Consider the following 18,873-nt stretch of genomic DNA (forward strand, 5'->3'; position numbering starts at 1 on the left):
TGTCTGGGTCTCGCCGCGGCGGCTTAGTAGAAGTAGTCCGAAATGCACAAGATCACCATAACATCGACCTCCGTCCGCCCATGAAGCAGGTCACCTAATTGTTGCGGGTGCGTGTCACATAGCGATGGGTGTCCCGGTTTTCCGGGGCACCCATCGCCGTGCTCCTGCCGGTGCGGCTGGGGCGTGTCTCCCAATGGTGATTTCTGGAGGGCGACGCCCGGATGACCATCACGTGGAGCACCACCGCCCAGCGGCAGGTCAGCGCAGGCTTGTCATAGCGCGTCGCCATCCCGCGCCAATGCTTCAGGGCGTTGAAGCTGCGCTCCACGACGTTGCGGCGCATGTGCAGGCTTCCTTGTCGCAGGTGACCGGCCTGCCGCCGGCGGAGCCCTCGCGCTTCCGATTGGCCTTCCGGTCGTCCTTTTCGGGGATCACGCATTGGATGCCGCGGTCCCGGAGGTAGTCCCGGTTGCCCTTCGAGGAGTAGGCCGTCTCGGCCATGGCCCGTTCCGGGCGTCTCCGGGCCCTCCCGGTCGCCGGGTTCCTGACCTCCGGGGCGTCCAGAGGGTTCTCGGACATCGGGGAACCCCCGGCCTGCCCCGGTCCGACCATCACCACCAGCGTCAATGAACCGCTTTCCCTCGATCGATGCCGCTCATTTGAAAACAGTGTCAGCCGCACCATTTTCCACCGAAACGGCCCCTTCCCGGTTCGAAAAAGCTCGGAGTGCAACGCATTCACGCAGGTAGGGTCCTCACCTGACCCCAACTCACCATGGACAATTATCGGCCCACAGACAGAAATCCTGCGCAAGTCGCCCGACGGCTTTCTTGGCGTTCGAACCGCGACCGGTTTTGACAACTGCCGGACATGGAAAAACCGCACGACGATGGGCGGGGAGCTCGCGGCAAAGATGGCACCACCAGGTCTCCTTCACGCACCAGCCAATCCCTGCTTGATGTAGCTTCTGTGTAGATTTCAATATGCTTTACGGGTAGAATGAAGGTACGTGAACCACCAAGGGAGGCCAAACATGCCCATCGACGCAGTCGTGGGATCCGCAGCGGTCCGCACCAATGAACTCGGGATCCGGGAAATCGTTCGGCGGCTCAATGCCGGGCTGGGGCCGACCCTGGTTGCGGGGTTGGCCGGCAGCAAGGACCGCCGGATCTCCCACAAATGGGCCAAGGAAGACGGCCCGGAACCCAACCAGGCGGCGGTCCGGCGCCTCATGGCAGCAATCCGCCTGTGGACCGAGCTGTCCGAGGCACACGGGGAGCACGTCGCCCGGTTGTGGTTCATCGGCTCGAACCCCTGGCTGGATGAGGACTCCCCCGTGGAAGCCATCATGGAGGACCGGTACAAGGAGACCCGGGCAGCGGCCAACGCCATGCTCACCGGAGGATTCTCGGGTTGAGCACGCGTATCTGCCAAAAGACCGGCCTTGCACTGATTGAGGGTCCGGGGGCAGGCTACCGGATTGCCAACGCCAGCTACGGGGCCCTGAACCCCGAAAAGCGCCACCAGGGCAGTCTGCGGGATGATTGGAGTCGCTGGGACACCCCGGGACGCACCATCTACATTGCCGGCACCCTCCAAACGGCCTTTCGCGAATGCCTGGCCTGGGCGCGCATGGTTCCCAGCCACGAGAAAAAGCTGGGCCGGCTCGCAGCGCTCTGGGACATGGATCCCGATGAGGTCATGCGCGAAGTGGCGGCCGATTTTGAGAAGCTCGGCCACATGCAACCCGGGCACCTCCCGTTCTCCTGGAGGGATTCACGCCTGATCCATCGCATTCAGGTTCCGGCATCCGCTGGTCCATGGGTCGACATGGAACACTAGGCCACGCTGGATGCCCTGTCCCTGGGGCCGTCGTCCGGCGTCAAGGCCTTCACCGGGCGCGAGGAAATCGACAGGGTCGCCACCTACTCCAACGACCGCGACGTGACCACGCGCATCGCGCAGTGGCTTCGCGGCGTGGTGCTCGATAACGGCACCGAACTGGCGGGTATCCGGTTCAGGTCCAGGGTCGGCAACGGCATCTGCTGGGCCTATTGGATGAGACGGACCGACCTGGGACTGGCCGAAGTTGCCCACGCGGACGCAGGCCGGGAAATCCGCACCCGGGAGCCCTCCATGGCCGCCGTCACCAATGCGTGGGGAATCCGCTCCTGGTAGAAGCACCCCGGGGCCACCCGCACACGGAGACATCGGACGTGGTGGTTCCGCTGCCTCCGTTGGTGCCGTGCTGGTGGGCACGGTTGATCGTGGGGTCCACCGACACCTCCTCGTCGATCAGCCCGCGGCTCTCGGCGGGGCCCAACAGCGTGGCCAGCACCGAATCCCACGTGCCGTCCGCGGCGTAGCGGCGGTGGCGCTTCCACACGCTAGTCCGAGGCCCGCAGCGCTCCGGCAGATCCCACCACGGGATGCCGGAGCGGTAACGTCAGGTGATGCCCCGGCCACTAGCCGGTGGCCCTTGACTGGCGCCCCGCCCTGCCCGCGGAATCGGGCGCCAACGGAGCAATCGGTTCCCACCGGGCATCGGAGAGGCGGGCGTAACGGGAATCCACCCGTGACACCCGCCAAACCGAATCGCCAGAGATCAGGCGAGACACCCTAGAAACCGAGCTTGCCCAGCTGCTTGGGGTCGCGCTGCCATTCCTTGGCGATCTTCACGTGCAGGTCGAGGTAGACCCGGGTGCCCAGCAACGCCTCGATGCCCTTGCGCGAGCGGGTTCCGACGTCGCGCAGGCGTGCCCCGCCCTTGCCGATGATGATGGCCTTCTGGCTGGGGCGCTCCACGTAGAGGTTCACCCGCACATCCAGCAGCGGGCTGTCCTCGGGGCGTCCCTCGCGCGGGACCATTTCCTCCACGACCACGGCCAGGGAGTGCGGAAGCTCGTCCCGCACGCCCTCCAGGGCGGCCTCGCGGATCAGCTCGGAGACCATCTTCGCCTCCGGCTCGTCGGTCAGTTCCCCGTCCGGGTACAGCGGCGGGGACAGCGGCATCTGCTTGACCAGCACGTCCGCGACCTCGGAGACCTGGAAGTCCTTGGTGGCCGAGACCGGTACGACGGCTGCCCAGCCGCCCTCGCCCAGGGTGTCGACCCCGAGCTGGGTGACCGCGAGCAGCTGGGCCATCAGCGCGGCCCGGTCCACGGTGTCGGCCTTGGTCACGATCGCGACGATGGGCTTCTTCTGCAGCTGTGCCAGCTGGGTGGCGATGAACCTGTCACCCGGGCCGATCTTTTCGTTGGCCGGCAGGCAGAAGCCGATGGCGTCGACCTCGGAGAGCGTGTCCGCGACCAGGTCGTTGAGGCGCTGGCCCAGCAGGGTGCGCGGGCGGTGCAGGCCCGGGGTGTCGACCAGGATCAGCTGGGCATCCTCGCGGTGCACGATGCCGCGGATGGTGTGCCGGGTGGTCTGCGGCTTGGCCGAGGTGATGGCGACCTTCTGGCCCACCAGCGCGTTGGTCAGCGTCGACTTGCCCGCGTTGGGGCGGCCCACGAAGGAGGTGAACCCGGCGCGGAAGTCCTCGGGCCAGCCTCCGGTGGGCAGCATCTGTGGCTTCTTGATGTTCCGGCTCATGATTGCTCCTTGTGATGCCCTGCATCCTTGTCGGCGAGGTGTTCGCCGGTCTTGGGTTGTTCTTCTGCCTTGCGCACCAGGATCTTGCCGATCCGGTTGCGTCGTCCGCTCAATGAGAGGACCTTCATCTCGATGCCCTCGAAGCTGGCGTGCGATCCGAGCACCGGCACCGATTCGAGCACCTTGCCCAGCAGCCCGCCCACCGAGTCGACCTCGTCTTCCTCGATGTCGATGTCGAAGAGCTCGCCGAGTTCGTCGATGGAGGTGTGGGCGCGCACCACGAAGCTGCCGTCGCCCAGGTCCTCGATCTCGATCTTGGCCCGGTCGTATTCGTCGTCGATCTCCCCGACGATTTCCTCGATGAGGTCCTCCAGGGTGACCAGTCCGGCGGTGCCGCCGTACTCGTCGATGACGATGGCCATGTGCGTGGATTCCTGCTGCAGCTCGGGCAGCAGTTCGGCCACGGACTTGGATTCCGGGACGTAGCGGGTCTTGCGGGCCAGGTCCTCGACCTTGTCGGTCGAGTCCGGGTTCAGGTGCAGCCGGTAGGCCACGTCCTTGAGGTAGACGATGCCGAAGATGTCATCGGCGTCCTCCCCGATCACCGGGACGCGCGAGCAGCCCGAGGCCAGGAACAGGTCCATGGCCGTTTTGAGCCCCTCGCCCTTGTCGATGGTGACCATGTCGGTGCGCGGGACCATCACCGAGCGGACGTAGGTGTCCTCCATGTCGAAGACCGAGTTGATGATTTCCGCCGCATCGTCCTCAAGTTCGTCGCCTTCGGTGGCCCGGTCCACCAGGTCGCGCAGGCGCTCCTTGGACAGGAAGCCCTCGTCCTCGGCGACCGAGCGCGGGCTCATGGCCTTGCCGATGCCCACCAGCCAGGCCGGGATCGGGCCCAGGACCACGCGCAGGAAACGGACCAGCGGCGCGGTGTGGCGCACCACCGATTCGGCGTGGGAACGCCCGTAGCGCCGCGGGGAGACCCCGACCAGCACGAAGCCGACCGCGGCCATGGTGACGGTGGCCAGCAGGCCGACGACCCAGACGTTGTCCAACAGGTCGTGGTAGAACAGCGCGACCGCGACCGCGGAAGCGGTCTCGAACCAGATGCGCCAGAAGCGCACGGCGTGGGTGTGGCCCAACGATTCGGCGAGGATGTTGCCCAGGTGCTTCTGGCCGTATTCGCTGCGCAGCGCCTCGGCCTGCTGGCGCGAGAGGTAGAGGTAGGCCGACTCGGCGGCCGTGAGCATGGCGGCACTGAGGATGAACACCAGCGCACAGATCGCGAGAATGATCGCGGTCACTAGTCCATCGTCTCCCGGGGTGCGGGGCGGCCCAGGAATCCTTCGAGCAGCGCCCGCTGCAGGGAGAACATGACTTCTTTTTCATCGGGTTCGGCGTGGTCGAAGCCCAACAGGTGCAGCATGCCGTGGGTGGCCAGCAGCAGGATCTCGTCCTCCACCGAATGTCCCCCGGTGGCGGCCTGGGTGGTGGCGACCTGCGGGCAGATCACGATGTCCCCGAGCATTCCGGCGGCGGTGGGCGAGCCGGGGGTGCCGGGGCGCAGCTCGTCCATGGGGAAGCTCATCACGTCGGTGGGGCCCTCGAGGTCCATCCATTCCACGTGCAGTGCGCTCATCGGCTCCTCGTCGAGCAGGATGATCGACACGTCGGTTTCCGGGTGCACGTACAGTTCGGCCAGGATGTGGCGTCCCAGCGCGCTGATGCGCTCCAGGTCCGCGGCAATCGCGGACTCGTTGTTGACCTCTACGCTCATGGGGCGTGCTCCTGGTTTACGGGCGCTGTGCCCGGCTGTTTCTTCTCTGTGGGGTGTTCGGGGTTCCGCCCGCCGGTGGCACGGCGCCTGGCGCGGGCCTTGGAACGGTTGAAGTTGGGGTCCTGGCGCACGGTCCAGCGCTCGTAGGCGCCCACGATCGCGCCGACCAGGCGGTGGCGGACCACGTCGGTGGCGTCGAGTTCGCAGAAGGCGATGTCGTCCACGCCCTCGAGGATCTCGGTGACCACGCGCAGCCCGGACTTGGTGCCCCCGGGCAGGTCGACTTGGGTGATGTCGCCGGTGACCACGATCTTGGAGCCGAAGCCCAGGCGCGTGAGGAACATCTTCATCTGTTCGGGCGTGGTGTTCTGCGCCTCGTCGAGGATGATGAACGCGTCGTTCAGGGTGCGTCCGCGCATGTAGGCCAGCGGGGCGACCTCGATGGTGCCCGCGGCCAGCAGCCGGGGCATCGAATCCGGTTCGATCATGTCGTGCAGCGCGTCGTAGAGCGGGCGCAGGTACGGGTCGATCTTGTCCGTGAGGGTGCCGGGCAAAAAGCCCAGCTTCTCCCCCGCCTCGACGGCCGGGCGGGTCAGGATGATGCGGCTGACCTCCTTGGCCTGCAGCGCGGCGACCGCCTTGGCCATGGCCAGGTAGGTCTTGCCTGTGCCCGCGGGCCCGATGCCGAAGATCACGGTGTTGGTGTCAATGGCATCGACGTAGGACTTCTGGTTCACGGTCTTGGGGCGGATCGCCTTGCCGCGGCCCGAGAGGATCTTCAGGCCCAGCACCGACGATCCGTTCTCCGCGCCGGAGCTCTCCAGCATGCGCACGAGCTGCTCGATGGTGTGGGCGGAAATCCGGGTGCCGTTGCCGGCCAGCGTGCGGGCCTCGGTGATGACGCGCAGGGCCTTGTGGGTCTGGGTCGCGTCCCCGGAAACCCGCAGGTCGTTGCCGCGGGCGTGGAGCTCCACCTGCGGGTAGGCCCCGGTGATCACGCGCAGCAATTCATCGTGCGCGCCGAGGGTGGCGACCATTTGGTCCGAACTGTCGAATTGGACCAGCGCGTCGGTTCCCCGGGGCCGGTCCTCCTGGCTCACTTGTTGGTCCATACGACTGTTGCAGCCTCCGCATTCCGTGCCGGCGAATGGCGCCCGCGGTCCTTCCGCTGCCATGGTTCCCTGCACTGGCTCAATCCTATCGTGGATGGCCGCGCCCCGGCCGGTGGCAGGTGCGACTTCGAAGCCCGGCGGGGACACCGGAACCCGCGGAGGCAGGACCGGAAACCCTAGCTCGAAAGGTATCTGAAGCAAATGTGCAACGATTCGGGCACAACTTCGGTTGGCAGATATCAATCAGGCAACAGTCCTTCGGATCGACGGGTTTTGCTCCCTACCGTTCATCAAGTTATGCCAAGCTGGGATGGAAGCCGGAAGCGGGCATCCCCCTCGCAAATCCGGCTTCACCGGTTCCCCCGCCCAGCAACTTGCCAGAGAGCTTTCCCATTCCGATGTCCTGTTCACGTAGTTCCTCCCGGACCCGCCTTGCGGTGCTCGGCCTCACCGTGGTGCTCGGCACCCTCGCGGCCTGCGGTCTGGGTTCGGCGACCGACCAGTACTCCATGCCGAAGGCCGCCACCAGCGTGCAAACCCCCACCCCGCTCTCGAGCGTGGAAATGGAATCGTTGAACACCAACCCCCACGTCCCGGTGTACTGGTTGGCGGAAAACGACGGGACCGTGTCCCTGTACCGCGAGTTTGTCCGGGTCAAGGACGCCGCCGACCCGATCGCCGATTCGGTCCGCTACATGCTCACCCAGAAACCCGCAGACCCGCGCTACTTCAGTGCCTGGCGACCCAGTGCCGCGGTGGGGGCCTCCGTCAGTCCCGACAACGTGATCACCGTGGACCTTTCGGCCAAGGCCTTCGGCTCGGAAGTCGATGCTGGCCTGGCCGAGCGTTCCATCGCCCAGCTGGTCTACACCGCCACCGCAGCCGCCTCGAATGCCGGAATCCTCGCCGAGGGGCTGGAGCCAAGCGTGCGGATCCTGGTCGACGGGGAATCGGGCTACGAGGCCTTCGGCCAGATCCCGCTCGACCACAACTTCACGCGCGACGTCCACCTGGCCGCCCCGCTGTGGATCATCGACCCGCAGTTCGGCGGCACCGAGAAGGCCGGCCAGGTCACCTTCCACGGGGTCAGCGCGTCGTTCTCCGGCGGGGAGTCCTGGGAGATCACCCGCCGCGGGGAAGCCCCCGAGGACAACCAGGTCGTGGCCTCCGGTGACCTGCACACGGGCGGGGATTCGCTGGGCCACAACGAGTTCTCCTTCACCTACGTGCTGGCGCCGGGCAACTACACCTTCTCCGCCTGGGGAATCGACGCCGCCACCGGCCGCCACGCCGGCACCGAGTCCAAGGACTTCACCGTCACCAAGTAGCCGCACTGCGGTTCCCCGCACAGCGGTACCGATACCCACCACATGCACAGAGGGATCCCCCGGAAAGGGGGATCCCTCTGTGCATGTTGCTTCTTCGTCGCAGCGGGCCGGCAGCCGGCTTCCTAGAGCTGGCCGAGCAGGTGGCGCACCAGCACCAGGGCGGCCGGGCCGGCGGTGGAGGCCCGCAGCACGTGGCTGCCCAGCAGCGCGACCTTGGCCCCGGCCGCGGTGAACGTCCCAAGCTCGGCATCGGAGATCCCGCCCTCCGGGCCCACGACCAGCGTGATTTCCGGCCGCGCGCCGGCCTCGGCGGACGGTGCCACCGGGTTGGCTTCAAGCCATTGGGCCACCACGGCGGCCAGCGAGTCGGTTCCGGCCTCGTGCAGGACAACCACCAGGGTCGGCGCCCCGGAGGAGGCGCGCTCGGCGATGTCCCGGGCCAGCTCGGAGCTGGTGAGCATCGGGCGGACCTCGGGCAGGAAGGTGCGGCGGGATTGCTTCAGCGCAGCGAGCACCGTGGATTCCCACTTGCCCAGCGCCTTGGCCGCCTTGGCCTCGTTCCAGCGCACGATCGCGCGGTCCGACTGCCAGGGCCGCACCGCGTCGATGCCCAGTTCGACCGCGGATTCCACGGCCTGCAGGTCGCGGTCGCCCTTGGCCAGGGCCTGGACCAGGGTGATGCCCACCGGTGCGGCGGCCTCGACCTCCAAAGCGCGCACGATCGCATCGAGCGCGGACTTCTGCGTGTCGGTGACCTCGGCGACGGCCCGCACGCCGGACCCGTCGACCAAATCGATCATTTCCCCGGCACGCACGCGCTTGACCGTCACCGCGTGGTGGCCCTCGGGCCCGTCCAGGTGCAGCTCGGTGCCCGTGCGCGCGCCGGCGAGCTCACCGGCGGGAAGGAAGAAGCACTGGTTGCTCATGCGCCCAGGTTGCCCAGCTTCCCGCGCAGGCGGGAGAACATGCCGCCGCTGTTTTCCATGCGGCCCTCGGCGAATTCCTCGCCGCGGAGCTTGGCCAGCTGTTCGAGCAGCTCGCGCTGCGCCGCGTCGACCTTGGTGGGGGTCTCGACGTGCAGGTGCACGATGATGTCCCCGCGCTTGCCGCCGCGCAGCCGCGGGACCCCGAGCCCGGGCAGGCGCACGGTGTCGCCCGACTGGGCGCCGGATTCGACCTCGATGACCTGGGAACCGTCGAAGGTCTCCAGATCCAGGTCGGCGCCCAGAGCCGCCGCCGTCATCGGGACGTTCATCCGGGCGTGCAGGTCGACGCCGTCGCGTTCGAAGATCTTGTGGCGGCGGACCTCGATCTCGACGTACAGGTCCCCGTTGGGACCGCCTCCGGGACCTGCCTCGCCCTGGTTGGCCAGGTGGATGCGGGTGCCGCTGGCCACGCCGGCGGGAACCTTCAGCTGCTTGGAGATGCGCTCGCGGACCCGGCCCTGGCCGTTGCAGTCGATGCAGGGGTCCTCGATGGTGGTGCCGAAGCCGCGGCAGGCGGCACAGGTCTCCACCGTCATCATCTGGCCCAGGAAGGAGCGCACCGGGCGCTGGATCTGGCCGGCGCCGTGGCAGATGGTGCAGGTGACCGGGGAGGTGCCCGGGCGGCAGCAGCTGCCCTCGCAGGTGGAGCAGGTCACTGCCGTTTCCATCTCCAGCGGGTAGACGGTCCCGGCGACGGCGTCGCCCAGGTCGATGGTGGCGGTGATCAACGCGTCGCGGCCGCGCTGGGTGCGCGAGGCCGGGCCCTGCGCCCCGCCGCCGCCTCCGAAGAACTGCTCGAAGATGTCCCCGAACCCTCCGCCGAAACCGCCGCCACCACCGAAGCCGGTCTGGCCGTTGCCGTTCTCATTGCCGGTGGCGTCGTAGTTGGCGCGCTTGTCCGCATCCGAGAGCACCTCGTAGGCGCGGGTGACCAGCTTGAATTTCTCACTGGCATCCTCGCCGGGGTTCACATCCGGGTGCAGCTTGCGGGCCAGCTTGCGGTAGGCCTTCTTGATTTCCTCGCCGGTGGCGTCCTTGCTGACGCCCAGGACTTCGTAATGGGTGCTCACAGTGCTCGCTGTGTCCTTTCGTACTTCAAAAAATTGCTGGCGACCCGCATCAGCCGGCCAGGATTCGTGACAGATATCGGGCGACGGCACGCACGGCGGCCATCGAGGTGGGGTAGTTCATCCGGGTGGGACCCAGCACGCCGATCATGGCCTGCTCGCCGGGGCCGTAGCCGGTGGCGACGACCGAGGCCTCGGTCAGCGCCCCGTACTGGTTCTCGGCCCCGATGCCCACGGCAATGCCATGGGCGTCCTGCTCCAGCTCGGAGAAGAGGCGCAAGAGCACCACCTGCTCCTCCAGGGCCTCGAGCACCGGGGTGATGCTCAGCGGGAAATCCAGGTTGGCTCGTGCCAGGTTCGCGGTGCCCGCGGTGAGGATCCTGTCCACCGCGGAATTGCGTGCCAGCGCGCCCAGGGCCTCACTGATCGCGCGCACCGCCGGGGCCAGGCGCGGCTCCACGAGATCCGGAATGCCCTGGGCAAGCCGGGCAACCTCGGCAATCGGCTTGGCGTCAAGCGCGGAGAGCAGCACCTGGCGCAACCGGCCCAGGTCCTCGTCGCCCAGGGCGCCGGGCAGCAGGATCACGCGCTGCTCGACCTTGCCGCTGGAGGCGATGAGCACCACCAGGGTCTGCCCGGCGCCCAGCCCGACCAACTCGATGTGGCGCACGGTGGCGTTGGAGAACTGCGGGACCTGGATCAGGGCGACCTGCCGGGTGATGCTGGCCAGCAGCCGCACGGTGTTCTCCAGCACGTCGTTCACGTCGTGGGAACCCTCGAGCAGCGCGGCAATGGCACGGCGTTCGGCGGCCGAGAGCGGCTTGATGTCACCGATCTGGTCGACGAAGTGCCGGTAGCCCTTTTCCGTGGGGATCCGCCCCGAGGAGGTGTGCGGGGCGACGATGAGCCCCTCTTCCTCCAGGGAAGCCATGTCGTTGCGGATGGTTGCCGCCGACACTCCCAGGTTGTGGCGATCGAGCAGGGCACGCGAACCGACCGGTTCGCGCGACTGCACATAATCTTCAACAATGGCTCGAAGGACCTCGAGCCGACGCGGTTCGGTCATTCTCACCTCTCCTGACAAGCCGGTTCACCATGGTCAAGGGATGGCATTGCACACGCCCCGGCCGGGTTCCGGGGTCCGGGGGCGCGCATTGGCACTCGACACGTTCAACTGCCAAGTCTAATACGTTCCGAACCTCTTGTTAGCATGGTTTGGTCCCTGGCCGCGATGCCGCGTTCGACACACCTGCCGATTGCACCAGGCCCGTGGCTCCGGTCCCGAGGCCGGGGCCCGTGCGCGCAGCGGCCCAGGGGCCTGTGATCCCATAGGTGAAAGTGACACGATGAGCTACCACGGCTGGGGCGCCCAGGACATCAGCGCCCCCAAGAAACGCGTATTGCGCAAGGTCCCGCTCGCCCTGGGCCTGCTGCTCGAGGACGTCGAGAGCGGCTGGGTCGGCGAGGTCGTGCGAAGCGAGAAGGCCGGCGGCATGCGGGTGCTGGTCCTGGAGGACCGGCATGGCCGCACCAAGTCATTCCGCGCCGGCTTCGGCTTCCTGCTCGAGGGCGAACCGGTGGAGATCATCGAGCCGGCCGCGGCTCCCGCCGCTCCCCCGGGCACGGCCCGCAGCGCCTCGGGCTCGCGCATGGTCACCGACCTGAAGGCCCGCACCGCCCGGGCCAGCCGCATCTGGGTCGAGGGCAAGCACGATGCCCAGCTGGTCGAGAAGGTCTGGGGCCACGACCTGCGCGTCGAGGGCATCGTGGTCGAGCCACTGCACGGCGTCGACGATTTGGCCGGCGCCATCCGCGCCTTCGCCCCCTCCCCGCAGCGCAAGCTCGGCGTCCTGGTCGACCATCTGCTTCCGGGAACCAAGGAGGCGAAGATCGCCGCCGAGGCCATGCGGGTTCCGGGGGCCGCGGGCAACGTGCTGATCGTCGGACACCCGTACGTCGATGTGTGGCAGGCCATCCGGCCCTCGGTGCTGAAGATCCGCGCCTGGCCGGTCGTCCCGCGCGGAACCGACTGGAAGACCGGCATCCTCAAGGGACTGGGCTGGCCGCACGCCGAGCAAATCGATGTGGCCCAGGGCTGGGAACGCATCCTGGGGCAGGTTCGCTCCTATGCGGATCTGGAGCCCTCGCTGCTGGGCCGGGTCGAGGAAGTCATCGACTTCCTCACCGCCGGGGACCACTGACCGGATCCCGCAGGACACCGGCCGGGTTCCGCGGGTGAGGTTGCTCACCCGCGAACCGGGGAACGGGCACGTGGAGATGCGGGGATGGTTACGAATCAACAACAAAGACGTCCCGTTGCCCCAAATGCGGGCCAAAAAGGCATTTTGTGTTCCTCGGCGATTCCCGTTTGAGGATAAACTGGCCAACGGTTCACCCAACCCAACGAAGAGGACATCAGCAGTGGCAAACGAGGCACGAAATGCACCCGGTGGCGACAGCCAGTCGGATCGATTCGAAGGTTCCTCGGCCGCACCCCTGCCCCTGACACCTTCAGAGGACCGGCAGTGGGCCATGATCGCCCACTTCGGCGCGATCCTGGGGTGCATCCCCTCGTTGATCATCTACGCGGTCTTCCGCGCCCGCGGCCCGTTCACCGCCCAGGAATCCAAGGAAGCGCTGAACTTCACCTTCCCGCTGACCGTCCTGGCGATCATGCTGCACCTGTTCTCGCTGCTCCCCGGCATCGGTTGGGTCTTCGCCATCCTCGTCGTGGCCATCTGGCTCTTCCTGACCATCAGTGGCGTGCGCGCCGGCATCAACGCGAACAAGTCACGGCCCTACCGCTACGGGCTGAACCTGCGCCTCTTCAAGTAGCAGCCGCAACTTCGAAAAAAATGAAGGTGTGGCCGGCAACCCCTTGGGGATCGTCGGCCACACCTTCATCTTTGTCCCCGCCCGGGTACCTTCCGGGCTAGAAGTCCAGCAACCGCCGCAGCACCGCATCGGCCAGCAACCGGCCCTGCAGGGTCAGCACGACCTTCTTCGCAAACGCCTCCTCGGGAACGACCAGCCCGTCGGCGATCAGCCCGGCGATGGCCTTGCGGCCCTCGGGCAGCAGCTCGGCGGTGTCCATCCCATCCACGATGCGGGTCAGCAACATGGCCCTTTCCAGGTAGCGCGCCTCGGCGTCGGGGGTTTCCCTTCCGGCCGCCGGCGAGGTCCCGGCGTCGATGCGCTGCTGGTAGGCGGCCGGATGCTTGACGTTCCACCAGCGCAGCCCGCCCACGTGTGAGTGCGCGCCGGGACCCGCTCCCCACCAGTCGCCGCCGCGCCAGTAGGCAAGGTTGTGCAGGCAGCGGGTGGATCCGTCCTTGGACCAGTTGCTGACCTCGTACCAGTTGTAGCCGGCGGCGGCGAAGAGCTCGTCGGCGATCAGGTACTTGTCGGCGTGGTCGTCGTCGTCGATGTTGGCGACCTCGCCGCGGCGGATCTGCCCGGCCAGCCGGGTGCCCTCCTCGATGATCAGTGCGTACGCCGAAATGTGGTCCGGATCGTAGCCCAGCGCGGTTTGCACGCTGGTGCGCCAATCCTGGATCGACTCCCCCGGCGTGCCGTAGATCAAGTCCACGCTCACCTGGAGGCCGGCGTCCTTGGCCCAGGCCACCGCCAGGCCCACCCGCTCGGGGTTGTGCGTGCGGTCCAGGGTCTTCAGCACGTGCGGGACGGCCGACTGCATGCCGATCGACACACGGGTGAACCCGCCGTCCTTGAGCACCTGCAGGGACTCGCGGGTGACCGAGTCCGGGTTGGCCTCGGTGGTGATCTCCGCGTCGGGAGCCAGATCCCATTGGGTGCGGATTTCGGCCAGCACCCGGACCAGGTCGCCGGCGGGCAGCAGCGTGGGGGTGCCGCCGCCGAAGAAGACGGTGGAGACCTCCCGGCGCGGAACGCCGGATTCCTCCAGGACCTTCGCGCCGAAGGCGAGCTCCGCGGAGACCGCCTCGGCGTAGGAGTCCTGGCTGGAGCCGGAACCCAGCTCGTGCGCCGTGTAGGTGTTGAAGTCGCAGTAGCCGCAGCGCACGGCACAGAAGGGAATGTGGACGTACACCGAGAAGGTGCGCTCCGCGGCGCCGTCGACGCAGGTTGCCGGAAGCAACCCGTTGGACGGCGCCGGGTCCCCGAGGGGCAAGGCAGAGGGCATTGCTACTTCTTCTTGGGCTCGTCGGATGACAGGGCGACGATGAAGGCCTCCTGGGGAACCTCCACGCGGCCGACCATCTTCATGCGCTTCTTGCCGGCCTTCTGCTTTTCCAGCAGCTTGCGCTTGCGGGAAATGTCGCCGCCGTAGCACTTGGCCAGGACGTCCTTGCGGATGGCGCGGATGGACTCGCGGGCAATGATGCGCGAGCCGATGGCTGCCTGGATCGGCACCTCGAACTGCTGCCGGGGAATCAGTTCGCGCAGCTTCTGGGTCATCATCAGCCCGTACGCGTAGGCCTTGTCCCGGTGGGTGACGGCGGAAAACGCATCGACCTGTTCGCCCTGGAGCAGGATGTCGACCTTCACCAGGTCCGATATCTGTTCCCCGTCGGCCTTCCAGTCCAGCGAGGCGTAGCCGCGGGTCTTGGACTTGAGCACGTCAAAGAAGTCGAAGACGATCTCGGCCAGCGGAAGCCAGTAGCGGATCTCCACGCGTTCCTCGGAGAGGTAGTCCATGCCGCGCATGACGCCGCGGCGGGACTGGCACAGTTCCATGATGGCGCCGACGAATTCGTTCGGTGCCAGGATCGTGGCAGCCACCATGGGCTCGTGGACCTCGAGGATCTTCCCGTCGGGGAATTCGCTCGGGTTGGTCACGGTGCGCAGCTTCTTGTCATCGGTCATGACCTCGTACACCACGTTCGGTGCGGTGGAGATCAAATCGAGGTTGAATTCCGCCTCGAGGCGCTCGCGGGTGATTTCCAGGTGCAACAGGCCCAGGAAGCCGACGCGGAAGCCGAAGCCCAGCGCCACCGAGGTTTCCGGCACGTAGGTCAGTGCCGCGTCATTGAGCTGCAGCTTGTCCAGGGCATCGCGCAGGGCCGGGTAGTCCGACCCGTCGATCGGGTACAGGCCGGAGAAGACCATGGGCTTCGGGTCCTGGTAGCCACCCAGGGACTTTTCGGCGGGCTTGGCGAAGTTGGTGACGGTGTCGCCGACCTTGGACTGGCGCACGTCCTTCACGCCGGTGATCAGGTAGCCGACCTCGCCGACGCCCAGGCCCTTGCTGGGCTTGGGCTCCGGGGAAGAAACCCCGATTTCCAGCAGCTCGTAGGTGGTGCCGGTGGACATCATCTGCACCTTTTCGCGGGGCGAGATCTTCCCGTCGACCACACGGACATAGGTGACCACACCGCGGTAGGTGTCGTAGACCGAGTCGAAGATCATCGCGCGGGCCGGTGCGTCCGGGTCGCCCACGGGGGCGGGCAGGTCGCGCACGACCTTGTCCAGCAGCGCCTCGACGCCCATGCCGGTCTTGCCCGAGACCTGAAGGATGTCCTCCGGGTCGCAGCCAATGAGCTTGGAGATCTCCGCGGCGTACTTCTCGGGCTGCGCGGAGGGAAGGTCGATCTTGTTGAGCACGGGAATGATCGTCATGTCATTCTCCATGGCCAGGTAGAGGTTCGCCAGCGTTTGGGCCTCGATGCCCTGGGCGGCATCCACCAGCAGGATCGCGCCCTCGCAGGCTGCCAGCGAACGCGAAACCTCGTAGGTGAAGTCAACGTGCCCGGGGGTGTCGATCATGTTCAGTGCGTAGGACTGGCCATCGACCTCCCACGGCATGCGGACGGCCTGGGACTTGATGGTGATGCCGCGTTCGCGCTCAATGTCCATGCGGTCCAGGTACTGGGCCTTCATGTCGCGTGAGGAGACGATTCCGGTGAGCTGCAACATCCGGTCGGCCAGGGTCGACTTGCCGTGGTCGATGTGGGCGATGATGCAGAAATTTCTGATGATCGCCGGATCAGTCGCGGCAGGCACCGGTGCGGTGCGGGCCATGGGTGACACGTAAGGGACCTCGCTAAGGGGGACGAAAATGTTAAGTGGGGTGCAAAATACTTCGCACAGGCCATTCTCCCATGATTGGGGCCACGGTGTCGCACTGCGACTCGGTGCGGGACCCGGCTGGTAGTTTGTGCACATGAAGTTCAACTCCAACTCGGTCCTTCGCTTCCTGGGCCGCGTGCTCGAATCCGCACTGAAGGGCGCCCCAAAGCAGCAACCCGGCACCACCCCTCCGGCCGGCAAGCGTCCCGCGGCACCCTCGAACCGCAGGCCCGCCCCGCACCGCACTGCTTCGACGTCCGATACGACCGGGGAATCCGGAACTTGGGAGTTCGGCGGTTACCCCGGCGACTTCACGGGAACCGTGCGGGCGCATTACGCCCCGAAGACCGACGGACGCCCGGATCCGGGAGAAATCGTCTGGGCCTGGATCCCCTACGAGGAAGACCATACCCAGGGCAAGGATCGCCCGGTGCTGCTGGTGGGCCGCGAGAACGGCTACCTGCTGGCCTTGATGCTGACTTCCAAGGACCACAGCAACGAGCAGGTGCGGGACCGCGACTATGTCGACATCGGCACCGGGCCCTGGGACAGGCAGGGCCGACCCAGCGAGGTGAAACTCGACCGGGTCATCCGCCTGCGCGAAGCCGGGATCCGCCGGGAAGGCGCGGTGCTTGACTCCAAGCGCTTTGCCCGAATTGCCGAACAACTGGCAGCGAACTGAATCCGGCGCATCCAAGCACGTCGGGGCGGTCGAACGCCCGTCCGCCACGATGGAGGTAGCTCACAGTCCCTCGGGTCACTATCGTGTCGTGATGGCCACCCGAACCTGCTAGTATTATTTCTTGTGTGTCCGCGCAGGTCGACGGGCACTTCTCCCGGGTCGCCATAGGTATCCCCACGCCGCTCAGTCAATGGCCCGGAAGATATCCCTCACCGACCATTACAAGCGATGAGCAAGAGAGTTTAATACAGTGGCTAATATCAAGTCCCAGAAGAAGCGCATTCTCACCAACGAGAAGTCGCGCCAGCGTAACGCTGCCGTCAAGTCCGAGCTTCGCACCGCAATCCGCGCAGTGAACACTGCCGTTGCAGCCGAAGACAAGGATGCAGCAGCAACCGCGCTGGTTGCAGCTGGCCGCAAGATCGACAAGGCCGCCACGAAGGGTGTGCTGCACAAGAACAACGCAGCGAACCACAAGTCGGCCATCTCCAAGAAGGTTAACGCCCTCTAAGGATTGCGTCACTGAAGCAAAAGGCTTCCTTTCCTCCATATCTAGGGGAACGGAAGCCTTTTGTGTTTAATGACGGAAAGTCCCGCGTGAAAGTCAGTGCTGGTGGCCAAACTCGATACACCGGCGGGGCGTCCCCACTTCCAGGTTCAGTCAGGGGGTCCTGGCTTCGCCGCCTTGCCGATTTGGGACCGCTCCGCGAAGCCGGCGTGGCTTCCATCAACTTTGCGTTCAGGGAACCTGCACAGGCAGGTATCTTGTGGGGCCCTGGCAATTGGGCCAGAACCGACCTGCGCCGGCGGATTCCGACTTGATTGCATATGTGCGGTCCACCGCAAAGCCCGAAGAGTCGGTGCCCACCACTCGAAGAGTCGTGACGTTGTCGGGCATTTCCCCACCGCGGGGACCCGGTTCGGGCGGGAGATATGGCGGGGCTTGCGGCACTGCCCATGTGCCCCCAGCCGATCTCGTGACGAGTTGCGGACTGCATTCGATCCCGAAGCAGGCGGCAACCGCGTAGGGGTGGGTCGCAAATTCGATTTCCACGTCGCCTTGGTGCAACTACGCCACAGCCGGGTATGCGGCCCCTGGCCCTACCACGGCCAGGACAACGGAAATGAGCACCGCGAGAAACCCGGCGGCAAGGACAACGGCCTTCCACTGCTTCATGCTGTGGGCATAGCCCGGAACGGGTAGCGCCCGGCGGGCCCTTCGCCGTGCTCCCGACTCACTGCCCCGCCTGATTGGTCCTAGCGGCGTGCTGCCAACGATATCTGGGTCACGGCCCGCTCCACGGCATACTCGGGGTCGCGCGACGCGCCCTTGACCTGGGCATCGGCCTCCGCGACCAGCCGGATGCAGCGGGCGATGTCATCGACGTTCCAATGCCGGGCCTGTTCCTGGGCCTGCTGGACCTGCCACGGCGGCATGCCCAACTCGCTGGCCAGCTGGCCCGAGGACTTGCGTGCCCCGGCGACCTTGGCGACCTGGCGCAGCTTCATGGCCAGGGTCGCGACGATCGGCACCGGGTCGGTCCCCGTGGCCAACGCGTGGCGCAGCGTGCTCAGGGCGATGTCGGCCCGGCCCGCCAGGGCCGCATCGGCGACCTTGAACCCGGTGGCCTCCACGCGTCCGCCGTAGTACTTGTCCACCATGTCCTGGTCGATGGCCCCGGTAGTGTCCTGCAACAACTGGGAGCAGGCGGCGGCCAGTTCCGAAAGGTCGCTGCCCAGTGCGGCAACAAGGGCGCGGGCTCCCTCGGCGCTGAGCTTGCGCTTGGCCGCCCGGAATTCCTGGGTGACGAAGTCGACCTTCTCGGAATCCTTTTTCAGCGGCTGGCAGTCAACGAGAACCGCGCCGGCGGCCTTGAGGGCATCCAGCAGCTTCTTCCCGCGCACTCCCCCGGAATGGTGCATGACCAAGGTGGCATCGGGCGCCGGGGACTTCGCGTAGGCCAGGGCGTCGTTGAGGAAGTCCTCGTTCATCGCGGCCATCGAGCGGACCTCGATGAGCTTGGTTTCGCTGAACAGCGAGGGGCTGGAGGCCAGCAGCAGTTCGCCGCGGTCGTAGCTGTTGGCTTCGAAGCGGACCAGCTCGATCTCGGCGCCGGCACGCAGGGCCGACCGCACGGAATCGAAAGCGCGGCTGGCCAGCAATTCCTCGGAACCCTGCAACAGGACCAGCGGCGCGGGAGCCACGGACCGCCATGAAATGCCCGCGTTCTTGGATGTGCCTCGTGGCGCTGCCATGACCGACCTTTACCTAGTGTTTG

At 66.6% G+C, this 18,873-nt stretch carries 21 protein-coding genes and 1 pseudogene; 9 read left to right on the forward strand and 13 right to left on the reverse strand.

Annotated elements, in window-relative coordinates:
• Window positions 1-94: 94 nt before the first annotated feature.
• A complete protein-coding gene (locus tag J2T21_RS07155; protein WP_307579927.1) occupies window positions 95-343 on the reverse strand; it encodes a hypothetical protein in 249 nt (82 codons plus the stop codon).
• The gene (locus J2T21_RS07160) at window positions 304-579 is read right to left on the reverse strand and encodes a hypothetical protein (RefSeq protein ID WP_307579929.1); all 276 of its coding nucleotides are present in this window, start codon (window positions 577-579) and stop codon (window positions 304-306) included. The genes J2T21_RS07155 and J2T21_RS07160 overlap by 40 nt, the downstream gene beginning before the upstream one ends.
• 454 nt (window positions 580-1,033) lie before the next feature.
• On the opposite strand from J2T21_RS07160, the gene J2T21_RS07165 reads away from it, so the two are divergent.
• The 4 genes from J2T21_RS07165 (at window position 1,034) to J2T21_RS07180 (ending at window position 2,366) form a co-directional block, all read left to right on the forward strand.
• Entirely contained in the window at window positions 1,034-1,417 is a 384-nt protein-coding gene (locus tag J2T21_RS07165; RefSeq protein ID WP_307579933.1) for a hypothetical protein, read from the forward strand.
• The gene (locus J2T21_RS07170; protein ID WP_307579935.1) at window positions 1,414-1,842 is read left to right on the forward strand and encodes a hypothetical protein; all 429 of its coding nucleotides are present in this window, start codon (window positions 1,414-1,416) and stop codon (window positions 1,840-1,842) included. Before J2T21_RS07165 ends, J2T21_RS07170 begins: the two co-directional genes overlap by 4 nt.
• 102 nt (window positions 1,843-1,944) lie before the next feature.
• A complete protein-coding gene (locus tag J2T21_RS07175; protein WP_307579937.1) occupies window positions 1,945-2,178 on the forward strand; it encodes a hypothetical protein in 234 nt (77 codons plus the stop codon).
• A 38-nt stretch (window positions 2,179-2,216) separates the two neighbouring features.
• Window positions 2,217-2,366 carry a hypothetical protein gene (locus tag J2T21_RS07180; RefSeq protein WP_307579939.1) on the forward strand — a complete coding sequence of 50 codons (150 nt, stop codon included), beginning with the start codon at window positions 2,217-2,219 and terminating at the stop codon, window positions 2,364-2,366.
• Between the two features lie 20 nt (window positions 2,367-2,386).
• On the opposite strand, the pseudogene J2T21_RS20850 reads toward J2T21_RS07180, so the two are convergent.
• The 5 genes and pseudogenes from J2T21_RS20850 to J2T21_RS07200 all read right to left on the reverse strand — a co-directional run.
• A pseudogene (locus tag J2T21_RS20850) lies at window positions 2,387-2,431 on the reverse strand (hypothetical protein); the annotation flags it as partial.
• Between the two features lie 188 nt (window positions 2,432-2,619).
• Complete coding sequence (gene era, locus J2T21_RS07185; RefSeq protein ID WP_071215057.1) at window positions 2,620-3,591, reverse strand: GTPase Era; 972 nt, start codon at window positions 3,589-3,591, stop codon at window positions 2,620-2,622.
• On the reverse strand, window positions 3,588-4,898 hold the full coding sequence (locus tag J2T21_RS07190; protein WP_307579941.1) for a hemolysin family protein: 1,311 nt from the start codon (window positions 4,896-4,898) through the stop codon (window positions 3,588-3,590). Before J2T21_RS07190 ends, era begins: the two co-directional genes overlap by 4 nt.
• On the reverse strand, window positions 4,898-5,371 hold the full coding sequence (ybeY, locus tag J2T21_RS07195) for an rRNA maturation RNase YbeY (RefSeq protein ID WP_307579943.1): 474 nt from the start codon (window positions 5,369-5,371) through the stop codon (window positions 4,898-4,900). The genes J2T21_RS07190 and ybeY overlap by 1 nt, the downstream gene beginning before the upstream one ends.
• Window positions 5,368-6,483 carry a PhoH family protein gene (locus J2T21_RS07200; RefSeq protein WP_307579945.1) on the reverse strand — a complete coding sequence of 372 codons (1,116 nt, stop codon included), beginning with the start codon at window positions 6,481-6,483 and terminating at the stop codon, window positions 5,368-5,370. The genes ybeY and J2T21_RS07200 overlap by 4 nt, the downstream gene beginning before the upstream one ends.
• Window positions 6,484-6,881: 398 nt before the next feature.
• Here J2T21_RS07200 and J2T21_RS07205 point away from each other — a divergent pair, with 398 nt between their 5' ends.
• Entirely contained in the window at window positions 6,882-7,811 is a 930-nt protein-coding gene (locus tag J2T21_RS07205; protein ID WP_307579947.1) for a GerMN domain-containing protein, read from the forward strand.
• A gap of 122 nt (window positions 7,812-7,933) precedes the next feature.
• Here the strand turns inward: J2T21_RS07205 and J2T21_RS07210 are convergent, their stop codons facing one another.
• The 3 genes from J2T21_RS07210 to hrcA are packed head-to-tail and all read right to left on the reverse strand — an operon-like array spanning window position 7,934 to window position 10,930.
• Entirely contained in the window at window positions 7,934-8,737 is an 804-nt protein-coding gene (locus J2T21_RS07210; RefSeq protein WP_307579949.1) for a 16S rRNA (uracil(1498)-N(3))-methyltransferase, read from the reverse strand.
• Window positions 8,734-9,867, reverse strand: a complete 1,134-nt coding sequence (gene dnaJ / locus J2T21_RS07215) for a molecular chaperone DnaJ (RefSeq protein ID WP_307579951.1) — start codon at window positions 9,865-9,867, stop codon at window positions 8,734-8,736. Before dnaJ ends, J2T21_RS07210 begins: the two co-directional genes overlap by 4 nt.
• A 49-nt stretch (window positions 9,868-9,916) precedes the next feature.
• On the reverse strand, window positions 9,917-10,930 hold the full coding sequence (gene hrcA, locus J2T21_RS07220) for a heat-inducible transcriptional repressor HrcA (protein ID WP_307579953.1): 1,014 nt from the start codon (window positions 10,928-10,930) through the stop codon (window positions 9,917-9,919).
• A gap of 280 nt (window positions 10,931-11,210) precedes the next feature.
• Here hrcA and J2T21_RS07225 point away from each other — a divergent pair, with 280 nt between their 5' ends.
• Together J2T21_RS07225 and J2T21_RS20855 are read left to right on the forward strand one after the other, a co-directional pair.
• Window positions 11,211-12,065, forward strand: coding sequence for a DUF3097 family protein (locus J2T21_RS07225; protein WP_307579955.1), 855 nt, complete (start codon window positions 11,211-11,213; stop codon window positions 12,063-12,065).
• Between the two features lie 331 nt (window positions 12,066-12,396).
• The gene (locus J2T21_RS20855) at window positions 12,397-12,699 is read left to right on the forward strand and encodes a DUF4870 domain-containing protein (protein WP_373457901.1); all 303 of its coding nucleotides are present in this window, start codon (window positions 12,397-12,399) and stop codon (window positions 12,697-12,699) included.
• A gap of 97 nt (window positions 12,700-12,796) precedes the next feature.
• Here J2T21_RS20855 and hemW read toward each other — a convergent pair whose 3' ends face one another.
• Both hemW and lepA read right to left on the reverse strand, forming a co-directional pair.
• Window positions 12,797-14,026, reverse strand: coding sequence for a radical SAM family heme chaperone HemW (gene hemW, locus J2T21_RS07235; RefSeq protein ID WP_307579959.1), 1,230 nt, complete (start codon window positions 14,024-14,026; stop codon window positions 12,797-12,799).
• A gap of 2 nt (window positions 14,027-14,028) precedes the next feature.
• A complete protein-coding gene (gene lepA / locus J2T21_RS07240) occupies window positions 14,029-15,873 on the reverse strand; it encodes a translation elongation factor 4 (RefSeq protein WP_307579962.1) in 1,845 nt (614 codons plus the stop codon).
• A 133-nt stretch (window positions 15,874-16,006) separates the two neighbouring features.
• Here lepA and J2T21_RS07245 point away from each other — a divergent pair, with 133 nt between their 5' ends.
• Window positions 16,007-16,594, forward strand: a complete 588-nt coding sequence (locus J2T21_RS07245) for a type II toxin-antitoxin system PemK/MazF family toxin (RefSeq protein WP_307579964.1) — start codon at window positions 16,007-16,009, stop codon at window positions 16,592-16,594.
• Window positions 16,595-16,844: 250 nt separating this feature from the next.
• Window positions 16,845-17,105: a 30S ribosomal protein S20 gene (gene rpsT / locus J2T21_RS07250; RefSeq protein ID WP_071215068.1), complete on the forward strand. Its 261-nt coding sequence runs from the start codon at window positions 16,845-16,847 to the stop codon at window positions 17,103-17,105.
• Window positions 17,106-17,851: 746 nt separating this feature from the next.
• Here rpsT and holA read toward each other — a convergent pair.
• Window positions 17,852-18,850, reverse strand: a complete 999-nt coding sequence (gene holA, locus J2T21_RS07255) for a DNA polymerase III subunit delta (RefSeq protein ID WP_307579967.1) — start codon at window positions 18,848-18,850, stop codon at window positions 17,852-17,854.
• Window positions 18,851-18,873 lie beyond the last annotated feature (23 nt).

Source organism: Paeniglutamicibacter psychrophenolicus, assembly GCF_030812255.1.
Lineage (GTDB): Bacteria > Actinomycetota > Actinomycetes > Actinomycetales > Micrococcaceae > Paeniglutamicibacter > Paeniglutamicibacter psychrophenolicus_A.

Excerpts from the sequence above, each read along its gene's own strand:
- ybeY (WP_307579943.1), bottom strand. The coding sequence starts at position 5,371 with ATGAGCGTAGAGGTCAACAACGAGTCCGCGATTGCCGCGGACCTGGAG.
- J2T21_RS07245 (WP_307579964.1), top strand. The coding sequence starts at position 16,007 with ATGAAGTTCAACTCCAACTCGGTCCTTCGCTTCCTGGGCCGCGTGCTC.
- hemW (WP_307579959.1), bottom strand. The coding sequence starts at position 14,026 with ATGCCCTCTGCCTTGCCCCTCGGGGACCCGGCGCCGTCCAACGGGTTG.
- J2T21_RS07225 (WP_307579955.1), top strand. The coding sequence starts at position 11,211 with ATGAGCTACCACGGCTGGGGCGCCCAGGACATCAGCGCCCCCAAGAAA.
- J2T21_RS07200 (WP_307579945.1), bottom strand. The coding sequence starts at position 6,483 with ATGGACCAACAAGTGAGCCAGGAGGACCGGCCCCGGGGAACCGACGCG.
- J2T21_RS07155 (WP_307579927.1), bottom strand. The coding sequence starts at position 343 with ATGCGCCGCAACGTCGTGGAGCGCAGCTTCAACGCCCTGAAGCATTGG.
- J2T21_RS20855 (WP_373457901.1), top strand. The coding sequence starts at position 12,397 with ATGATCGCCCACTTCGGCGCGATCCTGGGGTGCATCCCCTCGTTGATC.
- J2T21_RS07165 (WP_307579933.1), top strand. The coding sequence starts at position 1,034 with ATGCCCATCGACGCAGTCGTGGGATCCGCAGCGGTCCGCACCAATGAA.
- J2T21_RS07210 (WP_307579949.1), bottom strand. The coding sequence starts at position 8,737 with ATGAGCAACCAGTGCTTCTTCCTTCCCGCCGGTGAGCTCGCCGGCGCG.
- J2T21_RS07160 (WP_307579929.1), bottom strand. The coding sequence starts at position 579 with ATGTCCGAGAACCCTCTGGACGCCCCGGAGGTCAGGAACCCGGCGACC.
- era (WP_071215057.1), bottom strand. The coding sequence starts at position 3,591 with ATGAGCCGGAACATCAAGAAGCCACAGATGCTGCCCACCGGAGGCTGG.
- hrcA (WP_307579953.1), bottom strand. The coding sequence starts at position 10,930 with ATGACCGAACCGCGTCGGCTCGAGGTCCTTCGAGCCATTGTTGAAGAT.
- holA (WP_307579967.1), bottom strand. The coding sequence starts at position 18,850 with ATGGCAGCGCCACGAGGCACATCCAAGAACGCGGGCATTTCATGGCGG.
- J2T21_RS07205 (WP_307579947.1), top strand. The coding sequence starts at position 6,882 with ATGTCCTGTTCACGTAGTTCCTCCCGGACCCGCCTTGCGGTGCTCGGC.